Raw genomic sequence first — 15724 nt, forward strand, 5'->3', positions numbered from 1 at the left:
CTGGCCGGTGAGGGTGTCGATGCGTTCGAGGGGCCAGCCGTCGGGGTCTAGGTGCCACAGGAAGCGATTCATGGTGGTGGAGCAACTGATTGAAGGGTTCCCGGTAGCGGTCAGAGGCGGCGAAAATGCCGAGACCTTTTGCCTGCGCGATGCGTCTCCCTGCCCTGATTGCCTCAGCGGTCTTCGGCCTGGCTCTGGCTCCCCTGCCGTCGATGGCGGCCACGGTGATCTCGGTCGGTGATGGCGACACCCTGCGGGTCGATGACGGCGGGAAGAAGGTCACGATCCGGGTGGCCTGCATCGACGCCCCGGAGATGGCGCAGGCCCCTTACGGGCAACAGGCCAGACAGGTGCTCCAGGAGTTGCTGCCGGTCGGCTCCACCGTCACGCTGAAAGCCCAGACCAAAGACCGCTACGGCCGGACTGTTGCGGAGGTGTTCGCACAGAACGGGGCCAATGCCGGCCTCACCCTGGTGCAGCAGGGCCATGCCTTCGCCTATCGCCAGTACCTGAAGCAGTGCGATGAGTGGGCCTACCTGGATCGGGAGAGGCTGGCCCAGCGCTACCGCGTAGGGGTGTGGCGATTCGACGGCGGGATCCAGCGCCCTTGGGACTGGAGGGCCGCCAACAGAGGCGCCACGCGCCAGCCGCCGCAGCGCCCGGTAACGCTGACGATCATCAACGACAGGGCAGCTCCCGTCTCCAGTCCAGGCCGGAGGTGGTACTGCGCAAATGTTGGGTCTTGGGAGAGGGCGCAGCAGCTCCTGCGGGAGGGGCACACCTACCTCGATGGCGACAGTGACGGCGAGGCCTGCGAGCGGTTGAGGTAATGCTCTAGGTGTGTAGTGCCACCAGCATTTCCTGGCGGGCCTCGCGGATGCTCTCCAGCAGCAGGGCCTCCAGGTCATCTCCCTGGCGCCACTGGCCGCTGACCGGGCTGCGGTAGCGGCTGTCGCCGCGGTGGTTGAAGGCCACCCGGATGCCCGGCGGCAGGGGCAGGGCCCGGTGGTCGCCGCCGCTCAGGGCGGCCGGTGCCGGGCCGCAGCCCCCGAGCAGGCCGGCCATGGCCAGGGCGAGCAGGGGCCGCTGGGCCGGCCGGAGGCGGGAAGGAAGCGCGAGAGGGGCCACGGGCTGGAGGGGGCGGCGGGTTCCGCTCCTTCAGCCTTCCCGGCGGGGGACAGGGCTCTGACGGTTCGCCAGGGGCGCGCCCCTGGCGCAGCGGGGCCTCAGTGGTGGCCGGGCATCTCCGAGGTGCGCAGCATGACGGCGAACCAGAGGCTGCCGATCACCACCGCGGCGATCACCCCGGCCGAGATGCTGACCCGCAGCATCAGAATCGGCACCACCAGCGGGAACAGGATCGAGCCGGCCAGGGGGGTGAAGGCCACGACCGCCTTGAGCAGGCCGCGGTTGGAGCCGGTGGCGGTGTTCTCCATCAGAACCACTCGGCGACGGCCTGGCTGGCGGGGTTGCTGTTGTCTTCCGGCGTGGAGCGCCGGAACTCCATGGTGATGCTTCGCTTCTGCTCCCCATCGGCCGCCAGGGCCTCGATCGGGTAGAGCTGCTGGCCGTCGCGGAAGGGCACCTGCACCCGGAAGGTGCCGTCGGCCGAGAGGGGCACCTCCTCACCGCCGATGCTGAGGCGGGCGGCCGGATCGGTGGCGCCGTAGACGATCAGTTCGGCATCGGCCACCAGCCAGAAGGAGCGCTGGCGGGGGGCCATCCCACCGATGCCTGAGGCGCTGCGGCCGGAGGCCCAGGGGCCGGCGCCGGAGGCGGAGAATTCCCCACCGCCCTCGAGGCCGGCGGCGGAATCGATCTCGTGGAAGGCCTCGGATCCGCGGCCCAGGCGGCGCCACTGGCTGGTCGCGCTCTGGTAGAGCCGCTCGTGCAGGCCGGAATCCACCGCTTCGGCGGGGGCGGGCAGGCTGGCGGTGGTGGAGGGGAAGGCGTCGAGGGAGAAGGGGACGAACTGGTCGAGGATCTGCTCGGAGGGATGCAGGGAGGGCACCCGGGCGACCGAGGAGAAGGCCAGGGAGATCCAGCCGCCGCCACCGCCCTTGCGGTAGCCGAGCTCGACCCGATAGTCGCGGTCGGAGAGGGGGACGGGTAGGTACCACTCGGTGGCATGGCTGTCGACCACCACCTCCTGAAGGGTGTGGGGGTGGGCGGAACCGCCGGCCAGGCCGGTGACATCGGCGACGCGCAGGCAGAGCTGGGAGGCGCCGGCATGGAGGGCGTCACTGCGGTCGTCCTCGGAGATGTCCCAGAAGACGTAGGCCCACTGGGGATCGCGGGGCAGGAAGACGACGCGGGTCTCGGCGGCCGGCCGCGGCGCCGGGGCCATCTCGGCCTCGATGCGCTCCAGGCTGCGCCCCTCACCCTCCTCCACCTGGCGGGTGCTGATGGCCTCCACCAGCTCCTCCTTCGACTTGCGGCTGTAGAGCGACACGCCGAGGTCGCTGGCGATCTGCCGCAGCTGGCGCAGCGTCATCATCGCCAGGGAGGTCAGCGTCTTCTGGCTCACAACATCAGAATTCGTTTGGGATCAGTCTGGAGGACCTTTCCGGCTTTGGGCGGCAGGGGCCGGCCGGGGTCAGCATCCACTGACGGCCTGGGGCGCGCCCGACCCCCCTCTCCCCGGACGGGGACACGAAAAAGGCCCTGCAGCAATGACGCTGCAGGGCCAGGGTGAACTCAGGGGCCTGTGGGTGACCGGCCGACGACGGCCGAACTCAGCGGCCGATGCTGCGGTAGGGAACCTTGGAGAGGTAATCCATGCCGGTGTTGCCGGCGGCGGCGCTGCCGACTCCGCGCAGGGCGGGCAGGGTGCGGACCCAGGGCAGGTAGTCCTGCGGGAAGCCGCCGCGGCGCTGCTGGGCGCGCTCGGGGAAGCTGCGGGACTTGCCGGTGTAGACGATCTGGGGGAAGCCCAGGATGCCCCGGTAGTAGGACTCGTAGCGGGGGGAGGTGATGTTGAAGGGGGTTTCGCCCACTTCGCGGGAGCCCACCACCCGATTGCGGTGGTAGGGGACGGTGTCGTAACCGAAGGCGTCCAGGTACTCCTGGGAATCAAGGATGGCGTCCACCGCGCCCTTGACCCCTTTGGTCATGATCACGGCCGACCAGGCGATCTCCTCGGCTTTGCCGTGGACCGGGCGACCCAGCAGCTTCTCGACCAGGTGGCGGGCCACCCGGTAGTTGCTGTTGAGGTTGTAGAAGCTGCGGTTGAAGGTGTCCGACAGGCAGAGCGCGCGGATGAACTCCCGCACGTTGATCTGGCCGTCCCGCAGCTGGGACTCCAGGGTGCGGTCGCGGTCGACCTTGAAGGCATGGAAGAAGATCTGGCGGTAGGCCGCTTCGATCACGAAATTCTGATCTTCCCGGTCCATGGCCTTGTCCATGGACACGGCCTTGGGGTCCTCGTCGGAACCCACCCGGAACGGCGCGACGCGCGAGTTCTGGGAAGTGGGGGCGTACTTGAGGAGTGGAAGAGCCACGCGTGGTCCGGCATCCGTCGTTGGGGATCGTAGAAGTAGGGCCCCGGCGGCCCCGGGCCCGGGAGGGCAGGGCTCACAGTCCGTAACGTTGGCGACACAACACCAACGCGCGCCCCGTCACCAGCCCAGGGCTGACAGGCAGGCGGTTTCGGGGCTCGCCGGGGTGCCCGTTGCGTCGGCGCTGGCGCCGGCCGCGGAGTCCGCCCCGTCGGGGATGCGGGTCTCGACGCAGAAGGAGGCGGTGTTGGAGAGCCCCTCGACGGTGCTGGTGCGCAGGCGCACGTCCGGCCCGGCGAAGCTGAAGCGCTCCAGGCTGTTCATCGTCTCGTAGCTGGTGGTGAGCAGCAGGCCGTCCCGGTCGTCCATGGCGAAGTGGCCGGCCACCGGCGCCGTTTCGGCGTAGCCGCGGTCGCGCAGCAGCAGGCCGCTGCGGCCCCGTTCATCGGTGGGGATCAGGCCGAAGACGCTCTCGCCCTCGTGGGCCTCGCCGGCCTTGTCCCAGGCCATCGAGCCGCTCCAGCGCACCCGGCAGCCCCCCACCAGGCCGGCGGGATCCTGGCCGTGCAGGACGGCGATCGCCTCCAGGCGCGGATCGGCCGCCTCCAGCTCCACCACTTCAATGAAGGAGCCGCCCGCTTCGGCGCGGCGGTGCAGGAGGTGGTGGCTGCTGCGCTGGGAGCGCCAGCGGCCGCAGCTGAGCCGGAAGAAGCTGATGGCGTCGGCGATGGATCCGCTCACGGGGGCCTCGGGCGATGGGCGCGATCAGGCGATGATCGCAACTCCCCCACCCTCCCGCGGCCCCTTGCCCGCCGCCCCCGTCGCCGCCGCCCTGGCGGCCGCTTTCTGCTGGGCCTTCTCCAGCCTGCTGTGGCGCCGGCTGCCCACCTCCCTCTCGGCCGCCCGGCTGAACCTGCTCAAGAACCTGCTGGCGGTGGCCCTGCTGCTGCCGCTGGCCCTCGTGCTGCCGTGGCAGATGGCGCCGCGCTCACTGGTGCTGCTGGCCCTCAGCGGCGTGCTGGGGATCGCCCTGGGGGACACGCTGTTCTTTGCGGCCCTGCGGCGGCTCGGCACCCGGCGCACCCTCACCATCGATGCCGGCGGTCCGGCGGTGACGAGCCTGGCGGGGGTGGCGCTGCTGGGGGAAGTGCCCCGGCCGGCCCAGTGGCTGGGGATCGCTCTGATCACCCTGGCGGTGCTGCTGGTGGTGCACCAGGGCGCCCCTCGGCAGGACGGGCCCAAGGGTGCCCTGCCCGCGGGCGGTGATGGGGCGGGCGGCGATCTGGCGAGCAATGACGGGCTCGGTGTGGCCCTGGCGCTCGGGGCCCTGGCCTGCGGCAGCGGCGGGGCGCTGCTGGCGCGGGCGGGGCTGCTGGCCGGGGGGCCGGAGCCGCTGCAGGCCGCCACCCTGCGGCTGGCGGCGGCGGCGCTGGTGATGCTGCCGTTGCTGGCGGGGCTGCCGCGGGCCGTGCAGGGGCCCCGGCCCGCAGGGCGCCGCTGGCCCCTGGCGCTCGCCGCCACCCTGCTGGGCACCAGCGCCGGCATCGCCCTGCAGCAGACCGCCCTGGCGGGGCTGCCGGGGGGCCTCGCCGTGGCCCTGCTGTCGACGGCGCCGGTGATGGCCCTGCCCCTGGCGGCCCTGGAGGGGGACCGGCCCGGCTGGCGTGGGGTGCTGGCGGCCGCCGCCGCCCTGGCCGGGGTCAGCCTGGTGGCGGGTCTGGTGGGGCTGCCGGGGGCCTGAGGCGCCGGTCGGCCTCGCCGGTGGCCCAGTGGATCAGGTCGGCCAGGTCGAGGGCGAGGGGGTCCCGGCCGGCGGCGGTGGCGATGGCTCCCAGCTGGGCGGCCACGTGGCCCATCTGGGTGAGGAAGGCCTGCTCGAAGCCGGCATCGGCGGCGATCAGCGGCTGGGAAGCGGCCCAGGCCGTCACCGCCTCCTCGGTCGGCAGCGCACCGGCCCGCTGCCCGGCGATGGCCTGCAGGGTGCGCAGGCCATGGGCCAGGAGCCGCAGGTGGTGGCGCTCCAGGGTGGGCAGCAGGGTGGCCTCCAGCTCCTGCAGCTCGTCAGGGCTGAGCACGGCTCAGGGGGCCGGGGTGGGGCCGACGGCCACGGGGCTTGCGGTGACGGGGGCGATGCGGAAGCCGCAGCTGTGGCCCCCCTCCAGCCGCCAGTGGACGCGCTCCACGGCGCAGTCGGGGAAGGTGTGGCGGATCAGGCGCAGCTCCTGGTCGCAGACCACCGGGTACTGCTCGGCGATGCGCATCACCGAGCAGTGGAATTCGCTGATCACCCAGGCGGGACCATCGGCGTTATTGGCGGCGGGGTCGTCATCGGGGTGGCATTCGGCCACGTAGCCCTCCTTGCGGCGCAGCTCCACCAGGCGCTCGATCCGCCGGCCCAGGGGGCCGCTGCCGATCTGGCGGCGGTACTCGGCGGCCTTCTCCTCGGCCTGCTGGCGCAGCACCAGCTCCAGGGTGTCCGCCGGCAGGCTTTCGGTGAGGGTGTGGAGCAGGCCGAGGGCGAAGGTCTCGCTGCCGTCGGGGAAGTGGCCCTGGCCCTGGGCGGTGAGGTGCCAGACGTTGCTGGGGCGGCCGGGCCCTTCGTGGGGGGCGCTGGCCTCGACCAGGCCGTCGTCCTCGAGGCTGCGGAGGTGGCGGCGCATCACCTGGACCGACACCCCGAGGGCGGCCGCCAGCTGGCCGGCCGTCGCCTCACCTTCCCGCAGCAGCATCGAGAGGGCTGCCTCCCGGGTGGGATGGCTTCCCTCGGCGGGAGCGGCCGGAAGGCCGCGGGACTGGGCGGGGGCGCTCATGACGGGGGTGTGACCAAAACACCATGCCACGCACATCGGGGGAATGGGGGCTGGCCCGTGGTGGCCGCCGGGGCGTCACAATGACCTTTCCACGCCGTCAACGGACCACGCCTGTGCCTTAGGCTCCCGCAGTAACGAAACCAAAGTGTTTCGTTATTCGATCCACCGGTGCGCGCAACCCGACGCTCTGCCCATGACCGACGCCTCCACCACGACGACCCCTGCAGCCGGTGCCGAAAGCCTGGAGGTGATCCGCCGTTTCGCGGAAACCTACGCCCAGCGCACCGGCACCTACTTCTGCAGCGATCCGGGGGTCACCGCCGTGGTGCTCGAGGGTCTGGCCCGGCACAAGGACGAGCTGGGTGGCGCCCTCTGCCCCTGCCGCCACTACGAAGACAAGGAGGCCGAGGTGGCCCAGGCGTTCTGGAACTGCCCCTGCGTGCCGATGCGGGAGCGCAAGGAGTGCCACTGCATGCTTTTCCTCACCGAAGACAACCCCTTCCGGGGCGAGCAGCAGACCATCAGTCTCGAAGACGTCCAGTCCCTCACCGCCGGCTGAACCGGCCCCTTATCCCCATGGCGAGCAGCGCAACCGTCGGCGATCTGGTGAGCCAGCCGTACAAGTACGGCTTCGTCACCGACATCGAAACCGAGAAGATCGCCAAGGGGCTCAGTGAAGACGTGGTGCGGCTGATCTCCGCCAAGAAGAACGAGCCGGCATTCCTGCTCGACTTCCGCCTGCGCTCGTACCGCCAGTGGCTGCAGATGGAGGAGCCCGACTGGGCCACCCTGGGCCATCCGCCGATCGACTACCAGGAGATCATCTATTACGCGGCGCCCAAGCAGCAGGAGAAGAAGGCCAGCCTTGATGAGGTGGACCCGAAGCTGCTGGAAACCTTCGACAAGCTCGGCATCCCCCTGAGCGAGCAGAAGCGCCTCTCCAACGTGGCGGTGGATGCGGTGTTCGACAGCGTCTCGATCGCCACCACCTACCGGGAGAAGCTGGCCGAGCACGGCGTGATCTTCTGCTCGATCAGCGAGGCGGTGAAGGACCACGCCGACCTGATCGAGAAGTACCTTGGCACGGTGGTGCCCGGCAACGACAACTACTTCGCCGCCCTCAATTCGGCGGTGTTCAGCGACGGCTCCTTCGTGTTCATCCCAAAGGGCGTGGAATGCCCGATGGAGCTCTCCACCTACTTCCGCATCAACTCCGGCGACACCGGCCAGTTTGAGCGCACCCTGATCGTGGCCGAGGAGGGGGCTTCGGTGAGCTACCTGGAGGGCTGCACGGCGCCGATGTTCGACACCAACCAGCTGCATGCGGCGGTGGTGGAACTGGTGGCCCTCGATGACGCCTCGATCAAGTACTCCACCGTCCAGAACTGGTACGCGGGGGATGAGAACGGCAAAGGCGGCATCTACAACTTCGTCACCAAGCGCGGCCAGTGCCGGGGCGATCGCAGCCACATCAGCTGGACCCAGGTGGAAACCGGCTCGGCGATCACCTGGAAGTACCCCAGCTGCGTGCTGCAGGGGGCCGATTCGGTGGGCGAGTTCTACTCGGTGGCCCTCACCAACAACCGCCAGCAGGCCGACACCGGCACCAAGATGATCCACGTGGGTCCCCGCACCCGCTCCACGATCGTGAGCAAGGGGATCAGCGCCGGCCACTCCTCCAACAGCTACCGGGGGCTGGTGCAGCTGGGCCCCAAGGCCGTGGGCGCCCGCAACTACAGCCAGTGCGATTCGATGCTGATCGGCGACCAGGCCGCAGCCAACACCTATCCCTACATCCGCTCCCAGCAGCCGGATGCCCGCATCGAGCACGAGGCCAGCACCTGCCGCATCTCAGCCGACCAGCTCTTCTATCTGCAGAGCCGGGGCATCGCCTTCGAGGAGGCGGTGTCGATGATGGTGAGCGGCTTCTGCCGCGACGTGTTCAACCAGCTGCCGATGGAGTTCGCCGCCGAGGCCGACAAGCTCCTGGCCCTCAAGCTCGAGGGTTCGGTCGGCTGATCCCGGCCCACGGCCATCCCGGCCGCCCCAACGCTTCTTCCCCCGTCCCTTCCCTGCCCTTTTCTCCCCCGCCGTGATCCGCCCCGACGCTCCCGTACTGCTCGAGATCCGTGATCTCACGGCCCGCGTGGAGGACCAGCCGATCCTCAAGGGGGTGTCCCTGACGATCCGCGCCGGTGAGATCCACGCGGTGATGGGCCGCAACGGCAGCGGCAAGAGCACGCTGTCCAAGGTGCTGGCGGGCCACCCGGCCTACACCGTCACCGGCGGCACGGTGCTCTACAAGGGCGAAGACCTGCTGAGCCTGGAGCCCGAACTGCGGGCCCGCGCCGGCCTGTTCCTCGGCTTCCAGTACCCGGTGGAGATCCCCGGGGTGAGCAACCTGGAGTTCCTGCGGGTGGCCACCAACGCCCGCCGCGCCGGCAAGGGGGAGGAGGAGCTCGACACCTTCGCCTTCGAGGACCTGGTGCGCGAACGGCTGCAGGTGGTGCAGATGGATCCGGCCTTCCTGGAGCGCAGCGTCAACGAGGGCTTCTCCGGCGGCGAGAAGAAGCGCAACGAGATCCTGCAGATGGCCCTGCTCGACCCCCTGGTGGCGGTGCTCGACGAGACCGATTCCGGCCTCGACATCGATGCCCTGCGCATCGTGGCCGGCGGCGTGAACCACCTGGCCGGCCCCGACAACGCCACCCTGCTGATCACCCACTACCAGCGGCTGCTGGATGTGATCACCCCTGATTACGTGCACGTGATGGCGGCGGGCCGGATCCTGCGCACCGGCGGCAAGGAGCTGGCCCTGGAGCTGGAGGAACGCGGCTACGACTGGGTCGACGCCGAACTGGCGGCCCTGGAGCGCACACCGGCGGAGGTGGGCTGAGATGGTGGCCGCTTCGCTCTCCACCCCCACCGCCGCAGCCGGCGCCGCCCCGAGCGGCTGGGTCACCGCCCTGCTGGCGAACGCCACCGGTGTCGCCTCCCCTGGCGCCGATGCCCTGGCGGCCAGCCGTGAGCGGGCGGCCCAGGCCCTGGCGCAGACGCCGCTGCCCTCACGCCGCGTGGAGGCCTGGCGCTTCACCGACCTGGCGCCCCTCACCGCCCTGAGCCCCACCCTGCTGAGCCCCGCCCCGGCGGCGCAGCCCGAGGTGGCCGCCGGCAGCCTGCGGCTGAGCCTGGATGGCCACAGCGATCCCCTGGCCGGGATCATCCTGCCGGCGGGCCTGGAGCCCATCAGCGGCGACGAACTGAACGCGACCCTGGGCCAGGTGCTGGCCGCCACCGGCAGCACCGAGCTGTGGCCGGTCCTGCTTAACGGCGCCACGGCCCGCAACGTGCTGGCCCTGCGGGTGCGCGGCCCGGTTGCCACCACCCTGGAACTGGTGAGTGACGCCGGCGCCGGCGAGGGGATCCTGTCCCTGCGGCTGCTGCTGGTGCTTGAACCTGAGGCTTCTCTGGAGGTGCTGCAAGTGCACCGCAGCGGCGGCGCTAACCTCACCAGCTTCGTGCTGGAGGCCCGCCTGGGCGAGGGCGCCGAGCTGCGCCACGGCCTGCTGGCGCCTGGCGCCGAAACGGGCTGCCTGCTGGCCACCGTCGCGGTGGAGCAGGCCACAGGCAGCCGCTACAGCGGCGTGAGCGCCCACGGCGGCTGGGCCCTGGGACGGCTGGAGCCGCGGCTGGTGCAGCGCGAGGGGGCGGCCCACAGCGCCCTCAAGGCGCTGCAGCTGGCGGATGGCCGCCAGATCAGCGACACCCACAGCCAGATGGTGTTCGAAGGTCCGGACGGGCGGCTGGAGCAGCTGCACAAGGCGGTGGCCGACGGCCAGGGCCGCAGCGTGTTCAACGGGGCCGTGCAGGTGCCCCGTGCAGCCCAGCGCACCGATGCGGCCCAGCTGAGCCGCAACCTGCTGCTCTCCGACCGGGCCCGGATCGATACCAAGCCCGAGCTGGAGATCGTCGCCGACGACGTGCGCTGCGCCCACGGCGCCACCGTGAGCCGGCTGGAGCAGGACGAACTCTTCTACCTGCAGAGCCGCGGCATCGCCGCCGACCAGGCGGCCCGGCTGCTGTTGCGCGGCTTCTGCGAGGAGGTGCTGCAGGAACTCCCGGAGGCCGCCCGGCCGTGGCAGCCTCTGGCCAGCTTGCTGGGGGAGCAGGGACGATGACACCGACCTCCACCAACTCGCCGATGGTCGCGGCGGCGCCGCTGGCGGGTACGCCGGTGGTGGCCGACCTGGCGGTGCAGACGCGCCCCGATTTCCCCCTGCTGGCCCAGACGGCCTGCCTGGGGCAGCCGCTGATCTACCTGGATTACGCCGCCACCAGCCAGAAGCCGCGCCAGGTGCTGGAGGCGCTGCAGCAGTACTACAGCCTCGACAACGCCAATGTGCACCGGGGCGCCCACCAGCTGAGCGCCCGCGCCACCGACCATTTCGAGGCGGCCCGGGGCAAGGTGGCCAGCTTCATCGGTGCCGCCAGCGCCCGGGAGATCGTGTTCACCCGCAACGCCAGCGAGGCGATCAACCTGGTGGCCCGCACCTGGGGTGACGCCAACCTGCGGGAGGGCGATGAGGTGCTGCTGTCGGTGATGGAGCACCACAGCAACCTGGTGCCCTGGCAGCTGCTGGCGGCCCGCACGGGCTGCGTGCTGCGCCATGCGGGCGTCACCGAGAGCGGCGAGCTGGATCTGGAGGACCTCAAGGCCAAGATCAGCGAGCGCACCAAGCTGGTGAGCCTGGTGCACGTGAGCAACACCCTGGGCTGCCTCAACCCCATCGAGGCGGTGGCCGCCCTAGCCCACGGGGCCGGCGCCCTGCTGCTGGTGGATGCCTGCCAGAGCCTGCCCCACAAGCCGGTGGACGTGGCGGCCCTGGGGGCCGATTTCCTGGTGGGTTCGTCCCACAAGCTGTGCGGGCCGACGGGCATGGGCTTCCTCTGGGCCCACGAGGCGCTGCTGGAGGCGATGCCGCCGTTCCTGGGCGGCGGCGAGATGATCCACGACGTGTACCTGGACCACAGCACCTGGGCCGATCTGCCCCACAAGTTCGAAGCCGGCACCCCGGCCATCGGTGAGGCGATCGGCATGGGCGCCGCCCTGGATTACCTGCAGAACCTGGGCATGGAGCGCATCCACGCCTGGGAGCAGCAGCTCACCCGGCGCCTGTTCGACCGGCTGCAGGCCATCGACGGGGTGCGGATCCTGGGGCCCACGCCGGACCAACAACCCGACCGGGCCGCGTTGGCGGCGTTCAGCGTGGACGGGCTGCACGCCAACGACATCGCCGCCCTGCTGGATTCCGCCGGCATCTGCATCCGCAGCGGCCACCACTGCACCCAGCCCCTGCACCGCCACTACGGCCTGTCCAGTTCCGCCCGCGCCAGCCTGGGCTTCACCACCACTCCCGAAGAGATCGACCGCTTCGCTGAGGAGCTTGAGGGAACGATTGGCTTCCTGAGGGAGCACAGCTGAAGGGGGGCAAGCAAGGAAGGTCGCTTGGCTTTGCCGTGGTTCTTGGTTGAGAATCGGCCAAGGCTCTGGAATGGGATCTGTATCGGCCGGAACATGTGGATATCGGACCCGTGAACCACGGTTATCGTTGGTGGGCCCGAGGCAGGTAAGTCCTGCACTGCAATGGTTTTGGCGGAAGTCGGTTCGAAGCCTCGGCGTGGTTCACGGAAGGGTGTGGCCGGAATTGGGTGGTTATCGGAAACCGTCTAATTGGCGTTAGCTGCACAGGAAGGCCGAGGTCGGTATCGTTGATGTGAAGGTGGCGCTTTCGGATGCCGACAATCCTCAGAAGCGGTCCTTATAGGGTCTACTTCTACAGTCACGAGCCAAACGAGCCTCCCCATGTTCATGTCGACAGAGATAAGGCGTCTTGCAAGGTCTGGCTTGTTCCTGTTGCACTGTCCTCGAGCCTTTGTTTCAGCGCCAGAGATCTGCGTGAAATTGAACGGCTGGTCAGCTTGAACAGAGCTATCCTTCTGAAAGCATGGGAGGAGTTTCATGGCTAACCCTGGTGAGCAGGTCACTGACGTTGCGTTGACAGAAGACAGGCTGATCGTCGACCTGGCTGATGGTCGTTCTATCTCGGTGCCATTGGCCTGGTTCCCAAGGCTTTTGCATGCAACATCTCAGGAGCGTGACAACTGGGAGATTGCTGGGGCTGGCTACGGAATTCACTGGCCAGCTGTCGATGAGGATTTAAGTGTGGAAGGCCTACTTCGTGGTGCGCCAGCCCCCCAGGCAAAGGCACTGGTCAGCTAACACCGCCATTCACCTGAGCCGCCTCCAAGTGAGCCCTGCAAACCCCACTGTCTCCTTGCGGCCAGGTGATGGCGAGCGTTAGAAGTACAGGAAAGCCTGATCCCCGCCGGACATCTAGACTGGCAAAACTCCCTGCTCTCTATGGCAAAGAAAGCTCAGGCTGAGTTCATTCGGTGGTTCGGCCCCCTACTGGATGCCCTTCGGGATCTTGGCGATTCGGGGCGCCCGAGAGAGGTGTCTGCACGCATCTCAAAGAACTTAAGTCTTTCAGATGAGCTTCTAGACCAGACGCTTAAGTCAGGTGGAAGCAAGTTCCATAATCAGGTTGCCTGGGCAAGGCAGTATTTAGTTTGGGAGGGCCTTCTGGATTCATCGAAGCATGGAACTTGGACCCTTACAGAGAAGGGGCGAGACGCACATCTTGGCGGCAAGGAAGCACGAGAAATATTTCTGAAATGGGTTGCCATTCACGCCGAGAATCGAAAGCAAAAACGAGATGCGCAAGAAGCTGAAGAGGAAGTGCTACCGTCCGAGGCCAGTGTAGAAGATCAAGAAGAAAACGAAAAGCTTGATCTTTTGAGTACTCTGCGGTCCATCAGCCCTACGGGATTCGAGAAGGTGTGTAGAGAGCTTCTAAGAGAGTCAGGCTTTGAGAATGTTGAAGTGACGGGAGGCTCTGCTGATGGTGGAATTGATGGCTATGGAACACTTGAGATTAACCCATTTGTAAGCTTCAGAGTTCTCTTTCAATGCAAGCGCTACGCAAAAGGTAATCTGGTCTCACGCGCTCAGGTTGGTGATTTCCGCAACACAATGATTGGGCGAGCTGAAAAGGGAATTATCATCACCACATCAGGATTTAGCAATGCGGCTATCCAGGAAGCGAGCAGGGAGGGCGCGCCTCAAGTCGAGTTGGTCGACGGCGACAAATTGGTTGAAATGTTCCAGAGGGTTGAGCTGGGCGTATTCAAGAGGACTGTCTACGATGTAGACCCTGCGTACTTTGAGAAGTTTAAGGACTGACTTCTAACATCGCCATTCACCTGAGCCGCCGCCACATGAACCCTGCACGCCCCAATCTCTCCTTGCGGCCAGGTGATGGCGAGCGTTAGGCAAGCCAAAGCATGCAACTGATGCTTCCAAATCCTCTAGATCCTGGCGTTGCAGGCCTATACGGTGCCCTTATTGGCGCTGGGTCGGCCGTAACAGTTCAGATAATTGCCGCGATCGTCACGGCAAGGCATGAGACACGCTCTTTTCGACGAACTCTACGCAAGGAGTCGTTGGCAAGTGTTGCAGATGCCTACGAGCATGCGTTGAATGTCGTGATGAATATGCAGCGCGGAGGACACCCTGAAAAGACAACACGTGGGAATGTGTTTGCCCAGATCTCACTTCGCGGTAGTCCACGCGTAAAGGAGCTGGTTTGTCACTTTCTTGATCTGCCTGATGCTGAGAAGTCTGCATTCGATATTGAACTGCTCATTAAAGAAATGCAGTGGCATCTTGCACAGCTTGAGAGAGAAGCTCGGTGATGCCTGGGTTGCCTAGCATCCAGATGCAGAAGACGGGCGCAGAGAGTAGTGTTAATGGCTCTATGGCCCTGCCCGCTTCTGATCTGGGGCGTTAGCCGAATCTCTGGAAAAGGCGCCTGGCTGAGCGGAGGTACAGGATGCGTCCTAGCATGTGATGTTGCTACAGTGGCATCAATAGGGAGCTAAGCATGAAGTTCACTTTGGAGTGCGAACAAGAAGTAGACGGTCGTTGGATCGCCGAGGTGCCGGAGCTACCTGGAGTTCTTGCATACGGAAGTTCGTCTGCTGACGCAATGTCAAAGGCTGAAGTCCTAGCCCTGCGTGTTATCGCTGATCAACTTGAGAATGGTGAAGCCGAGCCAGTCAGCATCCAGTTTTCAATTCCACTCTCTGCATGAGTAGTTGGCCGTCAGCCAAAGCCAAGAAAGTATTGGCAGCCTTGCAGACCATTGGATGGAGAGTTAAGCGTCAGACAGGATCGCACAAGACGCTTGAACATGCAGACTATCCGGACTATGTCTTTGCGTTCCATGATGGCGAAGAGATTGGCCCTGGGATGTTGGCTCGAATCGCTAAGCACACTGGTCTCGAACCAGGTGATCTGTGATGCAGGCTGGAAATCGCCTAACAGCGCCATCCACCTGATCCGCCACCCATATGACAATGTGGCTTTGGTACAGGCTTTATCTCAACTCTTTTTGGCCAGGTGATCCCGAATGTTGGGCGTCTCATCTAGATGAGGTTGCATGAGTACCAATCTGTCCCAGCTACCATCCGACTTGCCCCGCCCGGTTGATGATGGTGCGGCAGCGCACCTTGAAGGGTCCGTTCTACCGAGTGTCGTGCTCCATGCCACGGACGGCGGTGCCGTCAACCTGGGCGAGTTGAAGGGCCGTTTTGTCATCTACGTCTATCCGATGACCGGGCGCCCCGATGTGCCCTTGCCGGATGGATGGAATGGCATCCCCGGTGCGCGAGGTTGCACCCCCCAGTCCTGTAGCTTTCGAGACCACTATGGCGAACTCAAGGAGCTTGAAACGGGAGTCTTCGGATTGAGTGCTCAGACAACCGAGTATCAGCGTGAGGCCCGGGAGCGTCTGCATCTCCCCTTCCTACTGTTGAGCGACAGTGCGCTCCTTCTGAAGGGTGCGCTGCGGCTGCCGACTTTCTCCGTCGCGGGCATGGAGCTGTTCAAGCGGCTCACGCTCATCGCCGAGGACGGCAAGATTCGGAAAGTGTTCTATCCGGTGTTTCCTCCTGATCGCAACGCCGATGACGTCATCTTGTGGCTCCAGTCTGACGCCCAACCCAGCGCTGCAGCGGGGTTGGCTGGGCCGTAGCTGAACGAGCGGCTAGGGTTGATTGCTGACATAACTCCGTGAAGCTCAACCTCTTTCGGAAGCTGTTGATCGCCTCCCTGGCCGGTATCAGCTTCTTCAGTGGCGTGCATGCCAAGCAGCCCCCAGCAGCTGATGTCCAACAGACAAGGCTTGGGGTTCTCCAACTGGAGAACGGCTACCCCACCAAGGCCACCGCTGCCAGGCTCTACGACGAGCTCGACTTCCAGCGCGCCACCCAGGCCTACCTCTGGGCCCTGCCGGC

The 15724-nt window shown here is 66.8% G+C and carries 22 protein-coding genes; 15 read left to right on the forward strand and 7 right to left on the reverse strand.

Annotated features, from left to right (window positions below; genetic code table 11):
• Positions 1-149 precede the first annotated feature (149 nt).
• Positions 150-830, forward strand: a complete 681-nt coding sequence (locus tag H6G99_RS14930; protein ID WP_190612322.1) for a thermonuclease family protein — start codon at positions 150-152, stop codon at positions 828-830.
• 4 nt (positions 831-834) lie between these two features.
• Here H6G99_RS14930 and H6G99_RS14935 read toward each other — a convergent pair whose 3' ends face one another.
• From H6G99_RS14935 to H6G99_RS14955, 5 genes are all read right to left on the reverse strand, one after another.
• Positions 835-1128, reverse strand: coding sequence for a hypothetical protein (locus H6G99_RS14935; RefSeq protein WP_190612324.1), 294 nt, complete (start codon positions 1126-1128; stop codon positions 835-837).
• 98 nt (positions 1129-1226) lie between these two features.
• Positions 1227-1436 (reverse strand): DUF8677 family protein, encoded by a 210-nt coding sequence (locus H6G99_RS14940; protein WP_094586455.1) that lies wholly within the window; start codon positions 1434-1436, stop codon positions 1227-1229.
• Positions 1436-2494: a DUF4912 domain-containing protein gene (locus H6G99_RS14945; protein ID WP_190612354.1), complete on the reverse strand. Its 1059-nt coding sequence runs from the start codon at positions 2492-2494 to the stop codon at positions 1436-1438. Before H6G99_RS14945 ends, H6G99_RS14940 begins: the two co-directional genes overlap by 1 nt.
• Before the next feature lie 241 nt (positions 2495-2735).
• Positions 2736-3500: a phycobilisome rod-core linker polypeptide gene (locus tag H6G99_RS14950; protein WP_190612325.1), complete on the reverse strand. Its 765-nt coding sequence runs from the start codon at positions 3498-3500 to the stop codon at positions 2736-2738.
• 117 nt (positions 3501-3617) lie between these two features.
• Entirely contained in the window at positions 3618-4238 is a 621-nt protein-coding gene (locus tag H6G99_RS14955; protein WP_094586830.1) for a phycobiliprotein lyase, read from the reverse strand.
• A 31-nt stretch (positions 4239-4269) separates the two neighbouring features.
• Here H6G99_RS14955 and H6G99_RS14960 point away from each other — a divergent pair, with 31 nt between their 5' ends.
• The gene (locus H6G99_RS14960) at positions 4270-5238 is read left to right on the forward strand and encodes a DMT family transporter (RefSeq protein ID WP_190612327.1); all 969 of its coding nucleotides are present in this window, start codon (positions 4270-4272) and stop codon (positions 5236-5238) included.
• On the opposite strand, the gene H6G99_RS14965 is transcribed toward H6G99_RS14960, so the two are convergent.
• Both H6G99_RS14965 and sufR read right to left on the reverse strand, forming a co-directional pair.
• Positions 5198-5572 (reverse strand): NDH complex assembly factor CRR9, encoded by a 375-nt coding sequence (locus H6G99_RS14965; RefSeq protein WP_190612328.1) that lies wholly within the window; start codon positions 5570-5572, stop codon positions 5198-5200. The genes H6G99_RS14960 and H6G99_RS14965 overlap by 41 nt on opposite strands.
• A 3-nt stretch (positions 5573-5575) precedes the next feature.
• Entirely contained in the window at positions 5576-6307 is a 732-nt protein-coding gene (gene sufR, locus H6G99_RS14970; RefSeq protein WP_190612330.1) for an iron-sulfur cluster biosynthesis transcriptional regulator SufR, read from the reverse strand.
• 193 nt (positions 6308-6500) lie between these two features.
• On the opposite strand from sufR, the gene H6G99_RS14975 reads away from it, so the two are divergent.
• The 13 genes from H6G99_RS14975 to H6G99_RS15035 all read left to right on the forward strand — a co-directional run.
• Complete coding sequence (locus H6G99_RS14975) at positions 6501-6866, forward strand: ferredoxin-thioredoxin reductase catalytic domain-containing protein (RefSeq protein WP_015109146.1); 366 nt, start codon at positions 6501-6503, stop codon at positions 6864-6866.
• A 17-nt stretch (positions 6867-6883) separates the two neighbouring features.
• Positions 6884-8326: a Fe-S cluster assembly protein SufB gene (sufB, locus tag H6G99_RS14980; protein ID WP_106222793.1), complete on the forward strand. Its 1443-nt coding sequence runs from the start codon at positions 6884-6886 to the stop codon at positions 8324-8326.
• Positions 8327-8399: 73 nt separating this feature from the next.
• Positions 8400-9203 (forward strand): Fe-S cluster assembly ATPase SufC, encoded by an 804-nt coding sequence (gene sufC / locus H6G99_RS14985; RefSeq protein WP_094586824.1) that lies wholly within the window; start codon positions 8400-8402, stop codon positions 9201-9203.
• 1 nt (position 9204) lies between these two features.
• Positions 9205-10485: a Fe-S cluster assembly protein SufD gene (gene sufD / locus H6G99_RS14990; RefSeq protein ID WP_190612331.1), complete on the forward strand. Its 1281-nt coding sequence runs from the start codon at positions 9205-9207 to the stop codon at positions 10483-10485.
• Positions 10486-10508: 23 nt separating this feature from the next.
• Complete coding sequence (locus H6G99_RS14995) at positions 10509-11789, forward strand: SufS family cysteine desulfurase (protein ID WP_190612356.1); 1281 nt, start codon at positions 10509-10511, stop codon at positions 11787-11789.
• Between the two features lie 311 nt (positions 11790-12100).
• A complete protein-coding gene (locus tag H6G99_RS15000; RefSeq protein ID WP_190612333.1) occupies positions 12101-12334 on the forward strand; it encodes a DUF4160 domain-containing protein in 234 nt (77 codons plus the stop codon).
• Complete coding sequence (locus tag H6G99_RS15005; protein ID WP_094585248.1) at positions 12327-12587, forward strand: DUF2442 domain-containing protein; 261 nt, start codon at positions 12327-12329, stop codon at positions 12585-12587. Before H6G99_RS15000 ends, H6G99_RS15005 begins: the two co-directional genes overlap by 8 nt.
• Before the next feature lie 141 nt (positions 12588-12728).
• Positions 12729-13610, forward strand: a complete 882-nt coding sequence (locus tag H6G99_RS15010; RefSeq protein ID WP_190612335.1) for a restriction endonuclease — start codon at positions 12729-12731, stop codon at positions 13608-13610.
• 101 nt (positions 13611-13711) lie between these two features.
• Positions 13712-14122, forward strand: a complete 411-nt coding sequence (locus H6G99_RS15015) for a hypothetical protein (RefSeq protein WP_190612338.1) — start codon at positions 13712-13714, stop codon at positions 14120-14122.
• Between the two features lie 188 nt (positions 14123-14310).
• The gene (locus H6G99_RS15020) at positions 14311-14520 is read left to right on the forward strand and encodes a type II toxin-antitoxin system HicB family antitoxin (protein WP_190612339.1); all 210 of its coding nucleotides are present in this window, start codon (positions 14311-14313) and stop codon (positions 14518-14520) included.
• The gene (locus tag H6G99_RS15025) at positions 14517-14729 is read left to right on the forward strand and encodes a type II toxin-antitoxin system HicA family toxin (protein WP_190612342.1); all 213 of its coding nucleotides are present in this window, start codon (positions 14517-14519) and stop codon (positions 14727-14729) included. Before H6G99_RS15020 ends, H6G99_RS15025 begins: the two co-directional genes overlap by 4 nt.
• 139 nt (positions 14730-14868) lie before the next feature.
• Positions 14869-15462, forward strand: a complete 594-nt coding sequence (locus H6G99_RS15030) for a peroxiredoxin (RefSeq protein ID WP_094586810.1) — start codon at positions 14869-14871, stop codon at positions 15460-15462.
• A 65-nt stretch (positions 15463-15527) separates the two neighbouring features.
• A partial coding sequence (locus H6G99_RS15035; protein ID WP_199297237.1) for a hypothetical protein occupies positions 15528-15724 on the forward strand: 197 nt, incomplete at its 3' end.

It is taken from the genome of Synechococcus sp. FACHB-909 (genome assembly GCF_014698945.1).
GTDB lineage: Bacteria > Cyanobacteriota > Cyanobacteriia > PCC-6307 > Cyanobiaceae > Cyanobium.